The sequence below is a fragment of the Methyloversatilis discipulorum genome (assembly GCF_018780585.1).
Classification (GTDB): Bacteria; Pseudomonadota; Gammaproteobacteria; order Burkholderiales; family Rhodocyclaceae; genus Methyloversatilis; species Methyloversatilis discipulorum_B.
Map to the genome: position 1 here is coordinate 123,996 of NZ_JADMJL010000017.1, position 15,557 is coordinate 139,552.

Sequence of the window (15,557 nt, forward strand, 5' to 3'; positions counted from 1 at the left end):
GCGCAGCGGACCACGCGGAGCGGCACGCGCCGGCCCCGCTTCTGACGCGACCGGTGCTGGTGGGCCTCGCACTGCTCGCCTCGGCGCTGCTGATCGAGAACCTGGCGAATGTGCTGCTGCTCATCTTCGCCGGCGTGCTGTTCGGCATCTTCCTGCACGGCCTGTCGGCGCTGCTCGGCCGGCACACCGGGCTGCCCTACCCGGTTGCGCTCACCGTGGTGCTGCTGTCCATGCTGACGCTGCTCGGCCTCGGCTTCGCCCTGCTCGGCGCCGAAGCGGCAACGCAGATCGACCAGCTCGGGCCGCGGCTGCAGGAGGCGTGGGAGCAGATGCGCGCCCGCTTCAAGCTCTATGACTGGACGCGCGTACTGCTGTCCGAGAAGAACCTGCGCACGCTGGTGCCCGATCGCGAACTGTGGCTGCCCGGTCTGCGCGGACTGTTCTCGAACACGATAGGCATCGTCGCCGGCTTCCTCGTCGTGCTGTTCATGGGCCTCTACGGCGCGGCCACGCCGCAGGTGTACCGCCGCGGCCTGCTGCAACTGCTGCCGGCCGCGCGCCGCCGTCAGGCCGCAGCGCGCATCGACCTGCTGGTCGATGCGCTGCGCAGCTGGCTGCTGGGCACTTTCCTGAAAATGTCGCTGGTCGGCGTGGCGGTGAGCATCGGCCTCTGGCTGCTCGACATGCCGCTGGCGCTGGCGCTCGGTCTGATCGCCTTTGCACTCGACTTCGTCCCCTACATCGGCCCCGCTCTGGCGGCCTGCCCGGCGCTGATCGTCGCGCTCGCGGTCAGCCCGTCGACTGCGCTGTCGGTGGCGCTGCTCTACGTGGCGGTGCAGGCGGCGGAGAACTACCTGCTGTCGCCGCTGATCGACTTCCGCAGCGTGCACCTGCCGCCGGTGGCGACCATCTCGGCGCAGCTCGTGTTCGGCGCGCTGTTCGGCGCGCTCGGCGTGCTGTTCGCCACGCCGCTGGCCGCCTCGCTGCTCGTCATCGTGCGTGGCAGCGACGCCGCCGCCGGAGCCCGCAGATGAGCGGAGCGCGTGCCCGCCGCCGCTACCGACGCGCGGTGCTGCTGGTCGCGGCCCTGGGGTCGCTGCTTGCCCTCTACACCGCGCTGCTCGCACTGTGGCTGCCGGCGCAGATCGAGCGCCGCCTGCCGGACGTGCTGCAACGACAGGGCATCGAGCTGCGCATCGGCCAGCTGTTCATCCACCCGTTCCGGCTCACGCTCGAAGCGCGCGACGTCGCCCTGTCGTCGGCGGCAGCCGGCGTCGCGGCCGACATCGGGCAGCTCCGCGCCGACATCGCCTGGCACAGCGTGCTCGCGCGTCGCTGGCAGGTGTCGCAACTGACGCTGGATGGCGTCGACATCCGCGTCCAGCGCGCGCCGGCTGCCGACCCGGGCAGCACGGCGACGACGTCGCGGAAGGCGGGCATGGCCCCGCGTCTGCCGCCGTTGGACATCGCGCGCGCGACGCTGACGCTCCGTTCGCTCAGCGTGCGCGCCGGCCCGCTCACCGAAGCGCTCGTGCTGCGCGACGCGCGTGCCGAACTGGCGGACCTGTCCACCGCGGTCGGCGCCGCACCGGCGCGCTTCCGTGTGCACGCGCCGCTGCCCGACGACGGCCTGCTCGAACTCGACGGCGAATTCGGGCCGGCGGCGCTGGCCAGTCAGGGCCGTATGCGGCTGAGCGACGCAAACGCCGGCTTCTGGTGGCAACGACTGTTGCCGGCTTCGGCGGCACGCGTCAGCGGGGGTCGCCTCGACGCGCGGGCCCACTACAGCATCGATTTCAGCGCCCCGCTGCGACAGACGCTGGTGCTCGAAGCGCTGCAGGTGGAGGCGCACGCCTTCGAGCTGACGCCGGTCGAGGGCGGCGCGCCGCTGCTCGCCGTCGAACGCCTGTCGATCGCCGGCGGGCGATGCCTTGCGGGCACTCGTCGCCTGCACCTTGACGGCGTGCGCCTCCAGTCGGGCCAGCTGAACGTCCTCCGCGACGCCGCCGGACGGCTCAACTGGAGCGGTCTGACCGGCCCCGCCACAGCGTCGGCAGACAAGCCATCGTGGCGGATCGAACTGGCGGACACGTCAGCCGAACAGCTGGCGCTGCGCTACGAAGACCTCAGGGTGCCGCTGCGCATCGGTGCCGATCACCTGACGGGCCAGCTGCAATTGAACATCGCCACGTCGCCGGCCGCGATATCGGCCAGCGCGATCGATGCGGTGCTCGCTGGCGCCCGCCTGCAGGCGGCCGACGCAGCGCCCGTCGGCGCGTCGGCGCTGGCTCTGCAGGGCGCCCACCTGGACAGCGCGGCGCGCCGCCTGTCCGCCCGCCACGTCGATATCGACGGCCTGCTGCTGCAGGTCGAGCTCGATGCCCGCGGACGGCCTGCTCTGGTGCCGCCTCACGGCGCCAGCGGCCGCCGGTCGCCCGCGACGGGCGGCCGCACCGGCTGGGACTACCGCGTCGACGAACTGGCGCTGAACGCGCTCACGCTGCAGGTGGCCGAAGCGCAACGGAAGACGACGCTGATCACGCTGAAGGGCCAGGCGAAGGTACGCGGCCTGGCGCGCGGCGCCGACACGCCGCTGTCCTACAGCGCCGACCTGCGTGCCGGCGAAGGCCGCCTGCGCGTCGTCGGCAATGCCCGGCAGGACGGCAGCGGCGCCAACGCGCGGCTGCGCATCGACGCACTGCCGCTGGACCGCATGACGCCGCTGCTGCGCGGCATGTCTCCGCTCGAAGTGTCGGCACGGCGACTCGACGCCGATCTGCGACTGCGGCACGGCGGCCGACCGGCGCTGCGCGTCGACGGCCGGGCGGCACTCGCCGGTCTGCACCTGAAGGATGCCGACGGCGGCGAAACGCTGCTGAAAGCGGCCAGCGTGCGGACTCAAGGCCGCCTGGAGAGGCAGCCCGGCGCCTTGCACCTCGCCCGTCTCACACTGGAAGACGCGCAGGGACGGATCGCCATCGACGAAGCACGCCAGCTCAATCTGAGCCAGATCCGCGTCACCCACGCGCCCGCCCCGACTGCGCGATCAAGCGCATCGAAGGCGCCGATGCCGATGCGCATCGACCGCCTCGACATCGTTCGCGGCACGCTCGACTTTTCCGACGACAGCCTGGTGCTGCCCTTCTCCGCCCGGGTGACCGAGGTGAGCGCGCGCCTGCTGGGCGTCGACAACCGGCCCGACGGCGAGGCCACGGTCGAGGCGCACGGCCGCATCCAGCCGCACGGCGAGGCCCGCGCGCAGGGGCGCGTACGACCTTCGGCGCTGCCCGACATGACCGACCTGCACGTACGCTTCGACAACATCGACATGCCGCTGCTGTCGCCCTACAGCGCCACTTTCGCCGGACGCAAGATCGCCGCCGGCAAGCTCTGGCTCGACCTTCGCTACCGCATCCGCGATCGCGAACTGGACGGTCTGAACATCGTGACGCTGCAGAACGTGACGCTGGGCGACCGCGTGCGCGCAGGCGGACTCACGGACAGCGGCCTCGAACTGGCCCTGGCGCTGCTGAAGGACCGCGACGGACGGGCGCGGGTCGAGGTGCCGGTGCGCGGCCGGGTCGGCGACGCGCGCATCCTTTACCGCGGCGTCGTGGCGGACGTCATCGACAACACGGTCAAACGCATCGTCGGCGCGCCGTTCCGCCTGCTCGGCCGACTGCTCGGCAGTGAGGACGCACTGTCCGGCGCGATCGACTTCGACCCCGGCAGCAGCCGTCTTGCCGCCGGCGAGAAGGAAAAGCTCTACCGGCTGGCCGACGCACTGGCGCAGCGCCCCGGCCTCGGCGTGCGCCTGCGTCCGGCCTATGACGCGAACGCCGATGGACAGGCGCTGCGTGAAGCCACGCTGCGCAGCGAAGTGGCGCAACTCGCCGGCGTGCCGGACGACGGCGGACTGCTCGACTTCGGCGACCCGGCGGTGCAAGAAGCGGTGGCCCGCCTGCACGCCGCACGTCTGCCGGCCGCCGCGCAGGCAGACAATGGCGACGGTGCGGCGGCCCGGTACCGCGCGCTGTTCGCGCAACTCGCCGCCGGGCAGCCGGCGCAGAAGGACAGCGTTGCCGCACTGGCGCAGCAGCGCGCCGAAGCCGTGCGCCGGCAACTGGACCTGCGCGGACTGGACGGCACGCGTATCGACATCGCCGCGCCGGTCGAAGCGCGTGCCAGCGTCGACGTCGAACTGCAGGGCGTCGAGGCACCGCAGACGCCTTGACGGTCATTCATCCGCGCAGCGGCACCTGCCGCGTCGCCAACCAGCGCAGCGCGATCCAGGCGCCGGCCGCGAGATAGAACAGTCCACCCGGCCCCCACATCAGCAGGCCGGCAAGCTGCTGATCTTCGTTACTGCCCCTTCCATACAGCGGGAAGGGCGCAAGCGTGAGCAGCGCCCCCAGCAGGCCGGTGTGCATCAAGGTCGCCGCCACCGCGACGAGCGCCGCGCCGCGCGCCGGCGGATAGGCATGCAGCGTCGCCGCCCAGAAGAAGGCGGCAGTGACGAGGAAGCTCGCGTGCTCGAACAGATGCCACCACGGATCGGCCAGCGCCAGCCGGTAAGGCCCGGGCGCGTGCCAGAGCCAGAGGGTGGCGCCGTGCAGCACCGCCCATGCCGCCGGGGCATGACCGATGCGCGCAAGCCGTCGCCACAGGCCGGTGGGGTGGCCGCGCGTCAGCGCGCGGAACTGCGGAAGAGGATTGGCCAGCACCCACAGCGGCGCCGCCACCAGCATGAAACCCATGTGCTGCGTCATGTGCAGCGCCGCGCTGTCGGCGGCGAGCACATCGAGCGGACCGAAGGCCGTGAGCAGAACGGTGAGCTGCCCTGCGTGGAAACAGACGGCGGCGCGGCGCGACGCACGCCTGCGCCGGACACCCGCCAGATAGGCGATCCAGATCGCGGCCAGCACCAGCGCGCCGACGGCTTCGGTCACCCCGCCGGCCGCGCCGCGGGCGGCCTCGGCGTGCGCCAGTGCCGCTGGCGACCACGCGGCCACGAGCAACGCCCGTATCAGGTACACGGCGCCACCCAGAACAGCGGTGCGGCGATCACCAGCATGGTGACGGCCGACACACCGTGCAGGCCGCCGGCCAGCGCGGCGGTGAAGCGCAGTTCCGGTACGAGCGCCGCGTCGCACGCACGTCGCCGGCACAGACCGGCGAGCACGGACGACGCCAGCACCGCGCATGCGCTCAGCGCCATCAGGGTCAGCCGCACGCCGCCCTCCTCGACCTGGCGTGCGCACAGGAGACCCTGCAACGCATACAGCGCGACGAACCAGCCACCCCAGAGCAGCGGTCCCAGTGCCACATGACAGACCAAGCGGCCGGCCGTCACGTACCGCCCCAGGCCTGCGGAAACGGCACCAGTGCAACCCAGGCCGCCCACAGCGCGAGCGCGTTGTAGCCGCACAGCAGTCCGGCTACGCGCGGTTCGTAGGGCGCATGCGCGCCGACCCGTCCGCAGCGCACCCGCGCGACCTGCAGCGCGAGCACGATGGCCGCCAGCAGCAGGTGGACCAGATTGCAGCCGAGCACCACCGCGGCCGCGGCATCGCGCGCATCGACCGCGGGCACCAGTCCGGCCCCGCTCCAGGCGATTGCCAGCGCAACTGCCGCCACCACGCAGAACACGGTCGCCGCGAGCATCCCGGCAGACAGATGCCGGCTTTCGCCCCGGCGCAGGCGGCACGCCGACCCGCGAAGCACCAGCGCGGCGCCGGTCGCGCACACTGCGGCCGCGAGCAGCAGCAGCGACGCCGACGAGCCGCTCGCCCAGAGGCCGCCGTTCCTGCACAGCAGCGCCACCGCCGACGGGGGCACCACCCACAGGTAGAACCAGCCGAACAGCAGCGACAGGTAGAGCGCACCGTCGGCGACCAGTGTCAGCCCCATGCCGCGCAGCCCCGGCCCGTCGGCGGCAAGCACGTGCAGCGGCAGACCGGACGGCGCGGCGTCGCCAGGCAGCGGATGGACGCCGTTCTGCCAGGACCAGTGAAACAGTATGCAGAGCGCGGCGGCCGCGGCGATCGCCGCGGCAATGTAGATCTTCATCAGCAGCGCGATGCAGACGATGGCGATGACCGCGGCGGCGGCGAACGGCAACCAGGTATTGCCGGGCAGCACGATGACGCTGCGCGCCTCGCCGCTGACCGGATCGCACCCGAGCGTCTCCCGTCGCCCCCCGGGCGCGCCGGGTAGCAGACCCTCACCGCGCAGAAGACGACTCGCCAGATCCGGCTGGTCCCACAAGGGATGACGACTGCTCACCGTCGGCAGGCTGACGAAGTTGTATGCCGCCGGCGGCGTCGGCATCGCCCACTCGAGCGTATCCGCGCCCCACGGGTCGGGCGGCGCAGGCGGGCCGTAGCGGGCATGCAGCAGCAGGTCGGCAAGCACGCAGGCGACGCCGGCCGCCATCACGAAGGCCCCCATGGAAGACAGCAGGTTGGGCAGATCCCACCCGAGGCCGGACGCATAGGTGTGCACGCGCCGCGGCATGCCCAGCAGGCCGGTCCAGTGCATCACGAGAAAGCCGAGATTGAAGCCGATGAACACCAGCCAGAAGCCGCAGCGGCCAAGCGCAAGCGAAGGCATGCGCCCGGAGAAGTGAGGCAGCCAGTAATAGAGGCCGGCGATGAGCGGGAACAGCATGCCGCCGACCAGCACGTAGTGCAGATGGGCGACCACGAACTGGGTGTCGTGCACCTGCAGGTCGAAGGGCACCAGTGCGAGCATGACGCCGGTCAGCCCACCGGCGACGAAGATGAACAGGAAGCCGCCCAGCCACAGCATCGGCACGTGGGCCACCGGTCGGCCGCGCCACAGTGTGGCCAGCCACGAGAACACCTGCACGCCGGTGGGTATCGCCACCAGCATGCTCGACGCCGAGAAGAAGGCCTGCGACAGCAGCGGCATGCCGACTGCGAACATGTGGTGCACCCACAGTCCGAAGCTGATGAAGCCGGTGCTGATGACGGCGACCACGACGGCGCGGTAGCCGACCGGCGGATGGCGCGCGAAAACCGGCACCAGCGTCGATACGATGCCGGCCGCCGGCAGGAAGATGATGTAGACCTCCGGATGGCCGAACAGCCAGAACAGGTGCTGCCACAGCACCGGATCGCCGCCGCGCGTCGGATCGAAGAAGGGCAGCCCGGCCGCCCGCTCCAGCTCCAGCAGCACACTGCCGAGGATGAGCGGCGGGAAGCCGGCAATGATCATCAACGCCATGACCAGGATGTACCAGGCGAACAGCGGCATGCGGTCGAGGCTCATGCCGGGCGCCCGCGCATACAGGATGGACACCGCCAGTTCGACACCGGCCGACACCGCCGAAATCTCGACGAAGGTGATGCCGATCAGCCAGATGTCGGTATTCGGGCCCGGGCTGTACTGCGCGCCGGTCAGCGGCGGGTACATGAACCAGCCCCCGTCGGGCGCGACGCCGAGGAACAGGCTGGAGATCAGGATCAGGCCGCCGAACAGGTAACACCAGTAGCCGAACGCGGACAGACGCGGAAACACGAGGTCGCGCGCGCCCAGCATCTTGGGCAGCAGATAGACCGCCAGCCCCTCCATCACCGGCGTGGCGAACAGGAACATCATGACGCTGCCGTGCAGCGTGAACACCTGGGCATACACGTCGGGCGGCATGAATACGCGGCCCGGCAGCGCCAGCTGGGCGCGCATCAGCATGGCCAGCAGGCCGCCGAACAGGAAGAAGCCCATGCCGGTGTACATGAAGCGCAGGCCGAGGGCGCCGTGACTGACCGTGACCGGTGCACGCCAGCCGCGCCCGTTCGCCCACGCCGCGTCGAGTTCCGCGTGCAGGCCTTCGGCCGGTGTCGCGCCGCTCATCGCGCCGCCTCCATCCACGCGGCGAAGGCCTGCCGCGGCAGCACCTGTACGCGCAACCTCATGAACGCGTGGTCGATGCCGCAGTATTCGGCGCACTGCCCGTGGTACTCGCCCGGCGTGTCGGCACGCAGGCGCAGCCGGTGGAGACGGCCGGGTACCGCGTCCATCTTGCCGCCGAGGCGGGGAATCCAGAACGAGTGGATCACGTCGGCGCTGCCGATCCGGATCTCGACCACCTCGCCCGCCGGCAGATAGAGCGTGTCGATCAGGCGCAAGCCGTTGTCGGGGTAATGCACGTCCCACTGCCACTGCCGCGCGGTCACCTCTATCGTCAGCGTCGGCGGGCTGGCGTCGGCATAGGCCATGCGCTGCCCGGCGGGAATGCCCCAGGCAAGCAGCGCAGCGATGCTCGCGCCGGGCAGCAGCACGCCACCGAACAGCAGCCAGCGCAGGCCCGAGGATTGCTGACCCGTGCGTGCGGCGGTCGGCGAACGGCGGCTGGCGCAGAGCCACAGCCCGCACACCAGCGCCCACACCGGCACCGCGACGAGCAGCATCCACCACCACAACAGGGCCGCTTCGCGCGCAGCCGGCCCCGCCGGGTCGAGGACCGACAGCGGTCCCTCGACCGCCGCGGCAACCGCGGGCAGCAGGCCTGCGCACAACAGCAATTTTCGCCCCAGCACGAGGATGACCGGATGACCGCACCGCTTCCGCCCGCTCCCCCCATAGACACCCGTCACCACGCGCCGGACGCGACACTGCCGGACGGCACACCGGACCGACTGCCGTCCGGATCGCCGGAGCCGATACACAGCCTTGCGGCCCTCGGCAAACATCCGCTGCATCCGATGCTCATCCACATTCCGGTGGCCGCCCTGCTCGGGCTGGTCGCCACCGACCTCGCGTGGCTGTACACCCGCGACCCGTTCTGGATGCGCGCCGGCATCTGGCTCGCCGGTGTCGGCGCCGGGGGCGGCTGGCTTGCCAGCGCGGTCGGCCTGATCGACCTGCTGGCGGTGCGGCGCATCCGCGAGAAGATCAGCGCCTGGGCACACGCGCTGGCCGCCGTCATGCTGCTTTCGCTCGCCACCTGCAACTGGCTTCTGCGCTTCGCCGGCGAACATGCGCGACAGCCCGAGACGGCGCTGGCGCTGTCGCTCGGCAGCGCGGCCGCAACCGGTCTCGCCGCCTGGCTCGGCGGGCGACTGGTGTACGAGCACGCGGTCGGCGTCGCGCACCGGATCGCGCCGGCCGAAGATCATTGAAAGGACGGCAGCGACAACGGACATCTCCTGATCTCAGACGGGCTTGGCGAGCGCCAGCCAGAAGGTGGCGCCGACCAGCAGCACGGTCAGCACGCCGACGGCCGAGGCATGGCGCCCGGAAGGCGGCGCAACCTGCTCGGCGCGCAGGATCATCAGGCCGGACACCAGGTGACAGAGCACGACGCCGGCCACCAGGCAGAGCTTGAGCACCAGCCACGGTGCGATGATCGTGTCGGCGACGAAAAGCGCGGTGCCGCTCACGATGGCGAGCAGCGCAGCCGGCGTCGCACCGGCGACGAACACCAGACGTGCGAAGCGCAGGTGCAGCAGCACACCGTCGCGCCCCGCCAGCGCGTGCAGCAGCGCGGGCAGGTAGAGCAGCACACCGGTCCAGCAGATCAATGCGCCCAGATGGACAGCCTTCAGCAGCAGCACGCGCCCTCTCCTTGTCGGCCGGCGAGCGAGGCTGCCGGCCGATCAGCGATCCGGCGTCCGGTCAGGGAGCAGGCTTGATGCGGATGTCGTTCTTCACCCCGGTCACGCCGGGCACGCTGCGGGCGCGCTCGACCGCGCGTGCCGCTTCCGCCTCGGACGACACGAAGCCGCTCAGCTGGACCACGCCGCGATAGGTCTCAACCGTCACCTCGCGCGCCTTGACCTGATCGTCCTCGATCAGTCGTGCCTTCACCCGCGTGCTGATGGTCGCGTCGTCGATGTACTCACCGGTCGACTTTCCGCCTCCTGATGCCGAGCAGCCGCCCAGGGCGACCAGCAGTGCAGCGACGGCCAGCAAGGTTTGTCCGTTCTTCTTCATCGTGAGAATCCTCAGGTTGGAAAACTGCAGGGTCATGAAGAGGGGGCGGTCGGCCGCAGTGCGTTGATCACGACGCGCACGCCGTCGACCTTGCGCACGACGCTGTCGGCGCGCGTGATTTGCTCCGCCGGCACGACGCCGTTCAGCTTCACCTCACCTTCACGCACGGTGACGATCATCGAATCGGTGTGCAGGCTGCTGTCCTGGCGCAGCGCCTCGACCACGCGCGTCTTCAGCACGCCATCGGCAGGTGCCGGCACAGCCGCCGCGGTGGCCGGCCGGGAAGGTTCGAGCACGGTTGCGCTGTCGGCCGGCGGTGCTTCCGGTCGCTCGCCGCAGCCGGCGAATGCCAGTGCGGCAAGGACCGCGACAAGAATGGAATGGACCTTCATTCGTAATCTCCTCTACTGCAGGACGCCGAACACCAGCGAAACGACGAAGAGGATCAGGAAGATATAGACCAGCAGACGGGCGATACCCGCCGCACCTGAGGCGATGCCGCCGAAACCGAACAGGCCGGCGACGATCGCGATCACCAGGAAAATGGCTGCGTAATAAAGCATGATCACTCCGTTCCGCTGTCGGCTCGCGCCTGGGCCCTCCGCCGAGCAATCCGCATACCTGCCGTGCAGCCCGCGACCGGGCGAACGCCGTCGCTCCGGGCGGAACCGCGGTGAAAAATTTGCGCGCCGGTGTAAGCCTTACCGGCGCCCGGGCTCAGTGATGGGCAGGCGCGCTGCGGCCGGCGGACTGTTGCGGCGACGAGATGCCGCATACCATTTCGCCGGCCGGGCCTGCGCCTTCGCAGTTCGCGATGTCGGCCAGCGCGACGATGCCGACCAGACGCTTGTCGCGATTCAGGACCACCAGCCGATGAAGCTGGATGTCGCCCATGTTCTGCGCGACGTGCGACACGTCCTCGTCGTCGAAGCAGTACTTCACCGCCTTGCTCATGACCTGACCGACCTCGGTCGTTGCCGCCTTGCCGATGGCGACCGCCCGGATTGCGATGTCCCGATCGGTGATCATGCCGACCAGCCGTCCGTTGTCGCCCACCGGAAGCGAACCGACATTGCACTCCGCCATCATTCGCGCCGCGTCCTGGATGCTCTGGTGCGAGTCCACCAGCTTCACGTCGCTTGTCATCGCTTCACGCACTTGCATGTCCTGTCTCCTTCAGTGAATGGGTTGACGCAGTTCCTTGCCTGCACGCCCTCCGGCCTGCAAGCACGATGCCCGGCACCGCCGGGGCACGCCGCTTGCGCATACGCCGGTCCATTCCACGGAGGACACGATGATGAGAAAGCCTGTGCCCCACGACGTCGGCATCCGCAGATACGCACACCAGCCCGACCCGGCGCCTCCCGTGCCGGGAGAGCCCCCGCCCGGGCAACCACCGCAGCCGCCGCAGCCGCTTCCCGACCCGAATCCGGTGATCGATCCGTCACCCGGCAACAGTCCGGTGCGCGAGCCGGTGCCGACGCCCGAACCGGAGCGTGTCGTCGTCATCGCCCGCGGCCCGCTCTTCCTGCGGCCGTTGCATGCCGACCTGCCGGCGGCGGCCTCCACATGACTGACCGCCTCGTGCTGAAGCCGGTCGCCGAACAGGTGATCGTGGTGACCGGCGGCTCCAGCGGTATCGGCCTGGCGACCGCGCGGATGGCGGCGCAGCGCGGCGCCCGAGTGGTGATCGCTGCGCGCGATGGCGCCGCGCTCGACGCGATTGCCAACAAGTTCCGCGAGGTCGGCCACGCGGTGACACCGGTCGTCGCCGACGTCGGACATCTGGACGAAGTGCGCCGGATCGCCCGCGCGGCGATCGATGCGCATGGTGGTTTCGACACCTGGATCAACAACGCCGGCGTAGCGATATTCGGCGGGCACGCCGACGTACCGCTGGCCGACATGCGCCGACTGTTCGAGACCAACTTCTGGGGTGTCGTGCATGGCTGCGTCGTCGCGCTCGAGACGCTGAAGGACCGCGGCGGTGCGCTGATCAATGTCGGCAGCGAGGCGAGCGACGCCGGCCTGCCGCTGCAGGCGGCCTATGCGGCGTCGAAGCACGCGGTGCGGGGCTACACCGATTCGCTGCGCGCCGAACTCGAAGCCGAGGGGGCGCCGGTTTCACTGACCCTGGTGAGGCCGGCCTCGGTCGATACGCCGCTGCCCCGTCACGCGGCGAACTTCATGGACGTCGAGCCGCAACTGCCCGGGCCGGTGTACGCACCGGACGTGGTGGCCGAAGCGCTGCTGTACGCGGCCACGCAGCCACGCCGCGACATCTACGTCGGCGCGCCGGCGCGTCTGCTGTCCGCCGGCAGCTTCATGCTGCCCCGCGCCGCCGACCTCTATTCCGCGCGCGTTCTGCTGCGCCAGCAGCGCAGCGGCCAGGCCGCCGCCGGCCACCGCCGCGGTGCACTGCACGCGCCCTGCGGCGACGATGGCGACGAACGCGGAGGGGGACAGGGCCGGGTGCGCGAGTACAGCTTCTATACGCTGCTGTCGAGGCGTGGCGGCCGCTGAGGCGTGGGCCGCCGCCAGGCCCCCTTGCAAGGTTCAGGCAACCCAGTAGGGGCGACATCCGAAGAACTCGTGCAGTTGCTGCACCCAGTCGCCGTCGGCATCCGGGACACGCCCGTTGTCCAGCGCCGGCGCCATACCGAGCGTGTCGGCTGTGTACGGCAGATGCAGCGGCCCGTCGGACAGATGGGCGGCGACCACCGACCACGGAATGGCACGCGGCCCGTCGATCAGGCCGGGCAGCGGCGTCAGCACGAGATAGGCAAGCCGCCCGGAATGCGGGTCGGCCAGCACGCCACCGACGTGGCCCAGCGTCGTGTCCGCCGGTCCGAGCACGGTCGCGCCGACCAGCGCCGTCAGATCGAGCAGACCGGACGACGCCGGTGCGGGGCGATCTCCGCCGCCGCCGGCGTCGCGACCCACGCTCGTCGCACTGCCCGGCAGCGCATCGCCCCCACCGTCCGGCGGGTCGCTGCCGATCGACGTCGTCTCGCCCGCCTCGGGCGGCTGCGTGGGTCCGTGGCCGGCGGGGCCACCACCCGGAGATCCGGACTGCGTCATGCTCAGCCCCGCATATGCGACGGCTGCCCGTCGCCGTACACGGTTGCCCGCATTGTCTGCACGCGCGGAAGGGAGCGCTTGCGCGTGCTGCGCGCACCCAGCGCGCCGCCGGCCGCGGCGGACAGCAAGGACAGGAGGATCGCCACGCTGAGCCAGGTGCTGACGATGGACGCGGCCTTCGCCGCGTCGGTCAGGCCCTCGGCGGTGCGCGTGCCGTCCGGGCCGAGCATGGCCATCGCTTCGTCCACCGCCTGTTGCGCCTGTTCGTCGGCGAGCCCGAAGCGATCGCGCATCAGCGCCACCGCACCTTCACGGTCGCCGGCATTGACGCGGTCGATGAGCTGGCCGATCGACGACGGGGCCGCCCCCTCGGCCACCGCTGCGGAGCGAACCGAGGCGACGCCAAAAGCGCCGGTGACCGCGTTGCCGGTCAGCGAACCGGTCAGGATGGCGAAGAACAGCATGGTCGCCCCCCAGGACACGATGCCGTGCAGCAAGCCGTCCGAGCCACGCTTGAGCGCACAGCAGCGCGCCGCCACATAGCCGCCGACAAAGGCGGATACCAGCATGTTGAAGGTGTTCCAGCTTGCTGCGACCATCGAGATACTGCCGCCGTCCGGGCGTTCGCCGGTGCCGTACACGGCAAAACCGGCGGCAATGCCGATCAGCATCATCAGCAGATGGGCGGACAGCCCTACCGCCAGTCCCGCGAAGATTGCGCTCCAGTGTATGCCGCTGTGCGGCGGCATCGCCTCGGCCCCGAACTGAATCGATTCAACGGTTCTTGTTTCCATGACTCGCTCCTTGCGATTGGGATGGGATGCCCCGACAGGGGCAGCCCATTCATGCAATCGACGTTCCGCGCACGACGAAGGGCCGCCACCACGGCGCCCAGGCGGGCCCGACTAGGCATCGACCATCGCCTCGCACTCGCTCTTGCAGCGCTCGCACACCTCGATGCAGGCGTCCATGTCGTCGAGGTCGCGGCAACGGGTGATGCAGGCATCACACAGGTCGGCGCAGACGGCGCACACCTGGCGGTGAAGGGTCGAGTTCATCGCCATCACCTCGGCAGCGGTCCCGCACATGCGCGCGCACACGAGCATGGTGCTCACATGCTCGGGCAAGGCATGCCGTCCGCCGAGCGACAGGCAATGACCGGTCGCCATGTGCAGGCAGATGCGCTCACATTCGTAGCAGGTGTCGATGCAGCGTTGCATTTCGGTCGCCAGCGGCGCGCCTGCGCTCGATGCCGTCGCGTCATTCGTTTCCATGGATTTCCCCTCTGGTTGGATCAGCCATTGACGATTTCGCCACCGTTGGGATGCAGCACCTGCCCGGTCATGTAGCTGGAGTCGGCGCTGGCGAGGAAGACGTAGCTCGGTGCCACCTCCTCCGGCTGACCGGGCCGGCCCAGCGGCTCGTCGGTCCCGAAGGACGCGACCTCGTCCTTGTCGAAGGTCGCCGGGATCAGCGGCGTCCAGATCGGACCCGGCGCGACGGCATTGACCCGGATGCCCTGCTTGGCCAGCGCCGCCGACAGCGAGCGGGTGAAGGACACGATGGCGCCCTTGGAGGCGGCGTAGTCGATCAGGTGCGCACTGCCGCGGTAGGCGGTGACCGAGGTCGTGTTGATGACGCAGGCGCCTTCCTTCAGATGAGGCAGCGCGAAACGCGTCAGGTGGAACATGCCGAAGATGTTGGTGCGGAAGGTGCGTTCGAGCTGATCCGTCGTGATGTCGGTCAGGCTCGGCTGGGGATGCTGTTCGCCGGCGTTGTTCACGAGGATGTCGAGCCGGCCGAAATGCTCAATCGTGTCGTCCACCAGCTTGCGGCAGAAGCCCTCGTCGCCGATGTCGCCGGCGCGGAGAAGTCCACGCACCCCCTGCTCTTCGACCTCGGCCAGCGTGGCCTGCGCATCCTCGTGCTCGTCCAGGTAGGCGATCACCACGTGCGCCCCCTCCTTCGCGAACGCCACCGACACCGCGCGACCGATGCCGCTGTCGCCGCCGGTGACCAGGGCCACGCGGTCGCGCAGCTTCGCCGCGCCGCGGTAATCCTCCATCATGTCGCGCGGCGGCGGCTGCATCGGCAATTCCTGACCGGGCTGAACGTCCTGCTCCTGCGGGGGCACGCCGCCTGCAAGGTGGTTGCCATTGATCACGGGTCTCTCCTCCTCGTCCGATTCCGGTCGCCGCGTGTCAGCGCCAGTGCCAGCGCGAACTGCGATGCATCTTCATGCCGAGGCAGACACCGACCGCTGCGCTGACGAAGGACGCCAGCGCGAGCGCGGTGAACGGACGCGCCTGCACCCGCTCGCGGCAGTGCTCGCTCATGTGCGAAAGCTGTTCGCGACAGCGCTGCATCCGTGTCGACTCGCTGCCCATCAGTTCCTCGCCGGCGTCGCCGCCGTAGTCGTCCACGATGGGATGGCCCGCGTCGCCGGCGTACACCTTCACTTCGTCGGTCGCGCGCGGCGTGGCTTCGGTTGCACGGGTACTCGATGTGGTCATCTGTTC

The 15,557-nt window shown here is 70.3% G+C and carries 19 protein-coding genes; 5 read left to right on the forward strand and 14 right to left on the reverse strand.

What is annotated here, in order from left to right:
• Nucleotides 1-53: 53 nt before the first annotated feature.
• Together IV112_RS09015 and IV112_RS09020 are read left to right on the forward strand one after the other, a co-directional pair.
• Entirely contained in the window at nucleotides 54-1,034 is a 981-nt protein-coding gene (locus IV112_RS09015) for an AI-2E family transporter (RefSeq protein WP_304003051.1), read from the forward strand.
• Nucleotides 1,031-4,234: a DUF748 domain-containing protein gene (locus IV112_RS09020; RefSeq protein WP_304003052.1), complete on the forward strand. Its 3,204-nt coding sequence runs from the start codon at nucleotides 1,031-1,033 to the stop codon at nucleotides 4,232-4,234. Before IV112_RS09015 ends, IV112_RS09020 begins: the two co-directional genes overlap by 4 nt.
• Before the next feature lie 7 nt (nucleotides 4,235-4,241).
• Here the strand turns inward: IV112_RS09020 and IV112_RS09025 are convergent, their stop codons facing one another.
• The 4 genes from IV112_RS09025 to coxB are packed head-to-tail and all read right to left on the reverse strand — an operon-like array spanning nucleotide 4,242 to nucleotide 8,540.
• The gene (locus IV112_RS09025) at nucleotides 4,242-5,036 is read right to left on the reverse strand and encodes a cytochrome c oxidase assembly protein (RefSeq protein WP_304003053.1); all 795 of its coding nucleotides are present in this window, start codon (nucleotides 5,034-5,036) and stop codon (nucleotides 4,242-4,244) included.
• Nucleotides 5,027-5,326: a hypothetical protein gene (locus IV112_RS09030; RefSeq protein ID WP_304003054.1), complete on the reverse strand. Its 300-nt coding sequence runs from the start codon at nucleotides 5,324-5,326 to the stop codon at nucleotides 5,027-5,029. Before IV112_RS09030 ends, IV112_RS09025 begins: the two co-directional genes overlap by 10 nt.
• A 23-nt stretch (nucleotides 5,327-5,349) precedes the next feature.
• Nucleotides 5,350-7,875, reverse strand: coding sequence for a cytochrome c oxidase subunit I (gene ctaD, locus IV112_RS09035; protein WP_304003055.1), 2,526 nt, complete (start codon nucleotides 7,873-7,875; stop codon nucleotides 5,350-5,352).
• Nucleotides 7,872-8,540 (reverse strand): cytochrome c oxidase subunit II, encoded by a 669-nt coding sequence (coxB, locus tag IV112_RS09040; RefSeq protein WP_304003056.1) that lies wholly within the window; start codon nucleotides 8,538-8,540, stop codon nucleotides 7,872-7,874. Before coxB ends, ctaD begins: the two co-directional genes overlap by 4 nt.
• 33 nt (nucleotides 8,541-8,573) lie before the next feature.
• On the opposite strand from coxB, the gene IV112_RS09045 reads away from it, so the two are divergent.
• Complete coding sequence (locus IV112_RS09045) at nucleotides 8,574-9,143, forward strand: DUF2231 domain-containing protein (protein ID WP_304003057.1); 570 nt, start codon at nucleotides 8,574-8,576, stop codon at nucleotides 9,141-9,143.
• Nucleotides 9,144-9,176: 33 nt separating this feature from the next.
• Here IV112_RS09045 and IV112_RS09050 read toward each other — a convergent pair whose 3' ends face one another.
• The 5 genes from IV112_RS09050 to IV112_RS09070 all read right to left on the reverse strand — a co-directional run bounded on the left by IV112_RS09050 (nucleotide 9,177) and on the right by IV112_RS09070 (nucleotide 11,121).
• Nucleotides 9,177-9,578, reverse strand: a complete 402-nt coding sequence (locus IV112_RS09050; protein ID WP_304003058.1) for a CopD family protein — start codon at nucleotides 9,576-9,578, stop codon at nucleotides 9,177-9,179.
• A gap of 61 nt (nucleotides 9,579-9,639) precedes the next feature.
• The gene (locus IV112_RS09055) at nucleotides 9,640-9,957 is read right to left on the reverse strand and encodes a BON domain-containing protein (RefSeq protein WP_304003059.1); all 318 of its coding nucleotides are present in this window, start codon (nucleotides 9,955-9,957) and stop codon (nucleotides 9,640-9,642) included.
• Between the two features lie 32 nt (nucleotides 9,958-9,989).
• On the reverse strand, nucleotides 9,990-10,349 hold the full coding sequence (locus IV112_RS09060; protein WP_304003060.1) for a BON domain-containing protein: 360 nt from the start codon (nucleotides 10,347-10,349) through the stop codon (nucleotides 9,990-9,992).
• A gap of 12 nt (nucleotides 10,350-10,361) precedes the next feature.
• A complete protein-coding gene (locus IV112_RS09065; RefSeq protein WP_304003062.1) occupies nucleotides 10,362-10,520 on the reverse strand; it encodes a DUF1328 domain-containing protein in 159 nt (52 codons plus the stop codon).
• A gap of 154 nt (nucleotides 10,521-10,674) precedes the next feature.
• On the reverse strand, nucleotides 10,675-11,121 hold the full coding sequence (locus IV112_RS09070; protein ID WP_304003064.1) for a CBS domain-containing protein: 447 nt from the start codon (nucleotides 11,119-11,121) through the stop codon (nucleotides 10,675-10,677).
• Nucleotides 11,122-11,251: 130 nt separating this feature from the next.
• Between IV112_RS09070 and IV112_RS09075 the strand changes: the two genes are divergently transcribed.
• The gene (locus IV112_RS09075) at nucleotides 11,252-11,530 is read left to right on the forward strand and encodes a hypothetical protein (RefSeq protein WP_304003065.1); all 279 of its coding nucleotides are present in this window, start codon (nucleotides 11,252-11,254) and stop codon (nucleotides 11,528-11,530) included.
• Nucleotides 11,527-12,480, forward strand: coding sequence for an SDR family oxidoreductase (locus IV112_RS09080; protein WP_304003067.1), 954 nt, complete (start codon nucleotides 11,527-11,529; stop codon nucleotides 12,478-12,480). The genes IV112_RS09075 and IV112_RS09080 overlap by 4 nt, the downstream gene beginning before the upstream one ends.
• A gap of 33 nt (nucleotides 12,481-12,513) precedes the next feature.
• Here the strand turns inward: IV112_RS09080 and IV112_RS09085 are convergent, their stop codons facing one another.
• From IV112_RS09085 to IV112_RS09105, 5 genes are all read right to left on the reverse strand, one after another.
• Nucleotides 12,514-13,038, reverse strand: a complete 525-nt coding sequence (locus IV112_RS09085) for a PRC-barrel domain-containing protein (protein ID WP_304003069.1) — start codon at nucleotides 13,036-13,038, stop codon at nucleotides 12,514-12,516.
• A gap of 2 nt (nucleotides 13,039-13,040) precedes the next feature.
• The gene (locus IV112_RS09090; protein WP_304003071.1) at nucleotides 13,041-13,832 is read right to left on the reverse strand and encodes a hypothetical protein; all 792 of its coding nucleotides are present in this window, start codon (nucleotides 13,830-13,832) and stop codon (nucleotides 13,041-13,043) included.
• A 111-nt stretch (nucleotides 13,833-13,943) separates the two neighbouring features.
• Nucleotides 13,944-14,312, reverse strand: a complete 369-nt coding sequence (locus tag IV112_RS09095; protein ID WP_304003073.1) for a four-helix bundle copper-binding protein — start codon at nucleotides 14,310-14,312, stop codon at nucleotides 13,944-13,946.
• 20 nt (nucleotides 14,313-14,332) lie between these two features.
• Entirely contained in the window at nucleotides 14,333-15,202 is an 870-nt protein-coding gene (locus tag IV112_RS09100; protein WP_304003075.1) for an SDR family oxidoreductase, read from the reverse strand.
• Nucleotides 15,203-15,239: 37 nt separating this feature from the next.
• Nucleotides 15,240-15,551: a hypothetical protein gene (locus IV112_RS09105; protein ID WP_304003076.1), complete on the reverse strand. Its 312-nt coding sequence runs from the start codon at nucleotides 15,549-15,551 to the stop codon at nucleotides 15,240-15,242.
• Nucleotides 15,552-15,557: the final 6 nt, after the last annotated feature.

Excerpts from the sequence above, each read along its gene's own strand:
- IV112_RS09020 (WP_304003052.1), top strand. The coding sequence starts at position 1,031 with ATGAGCGGAGCGCGTGCCCGCCGCCGCTACCGACGCGCGGTGCTGCTG.
- ctaD (WP_304003055.1), bottom strand. The coding sequence starts at position 7,875 with ATGAGCGGCGCGACACCGGCCGAAGGCCTGCACGCGGAACTCGACGCG.
- IV112_RS09045 (WP_304003057.1), top strand. The coding sequence starts at position 8,574 with ATGACCGCACCGCTTCCGCCCGCTCCCCCCATAGACACCCGTCACCAC.
- IV112_RS09055 (WP_304003059.1), bottom strand. The coding sequence starts at position 9,957 with ATGAAGAAGAACGGACAAACCTTGCTGGCCGTCGCTGCACTGCTGGTC.
- IV112_RS09060 (WP_304003060.1), bottom strand. The coding sequence starts at position 10,349 with ATGAAGGTCCATTCCATTCTTGTCGCGGTCCTTGCCGCACTGGCATTC.
- IV112_RS09065 (WP_304003062.1), bottom strand. The coding sequence starts at position 10,520 with ATGCTTTATTACGCAGCCATTTTCCTGGTGATCGCGATCGTCGCCGGC.
- IV112_RS09070 (WP_304003064.1), bottom strand. The coding sequence starts at position 11,121 with ATGCAAGTGCGTGAAGCGATGACAAGCGACGTGAAGCTGGTGGACTCG.
- IV112_RS09075 (WP_304003065.1), top strand. The coding sequence starts at position 11,252 with ATGATGAGAAAGCCTGTGCCCCACGACGTCGGCATCCGCAGATACGCA.
- IV112_RS09080 (WP_304003067.1), top strand. The coding sequence starts at position 11,527 with ATGACTGACCGCCTCGTGCTGAAGCCGGTCGCCGAACAGGTGATCGTG.
- IV112_RS09085 (WP_304003069.1), bottom strand. The coding sequence starts at position 13,038 with ATGACGCAGTCCGGATCTCCGGGTGGTGGCCCCGCCGGCCACGGACCC.
- IV112_RS09090 (WP_304003071.1), bottom strand. The coding sequence starts at position 13,832 with ATGGAAACAAGAACCGTTGAATCGATTCAGTTCGGGGCCGAGGCGATG.
- IV112_RS09095 (WP_304003073.1), bottom strand. The coding sequence starts at position 14,312 with ATGGAAACGAATGACGCGACGGCATCGAGCGCAGGCGCGCCGCTGGCG.
- IV112_RS09105 (WP_304003076.1), bottom strand. The coding sequence starts at position 15,551 with ATGACCACATCGAGTACCCGTGCAACCGAAGCCACGCCGCGCGCGACC.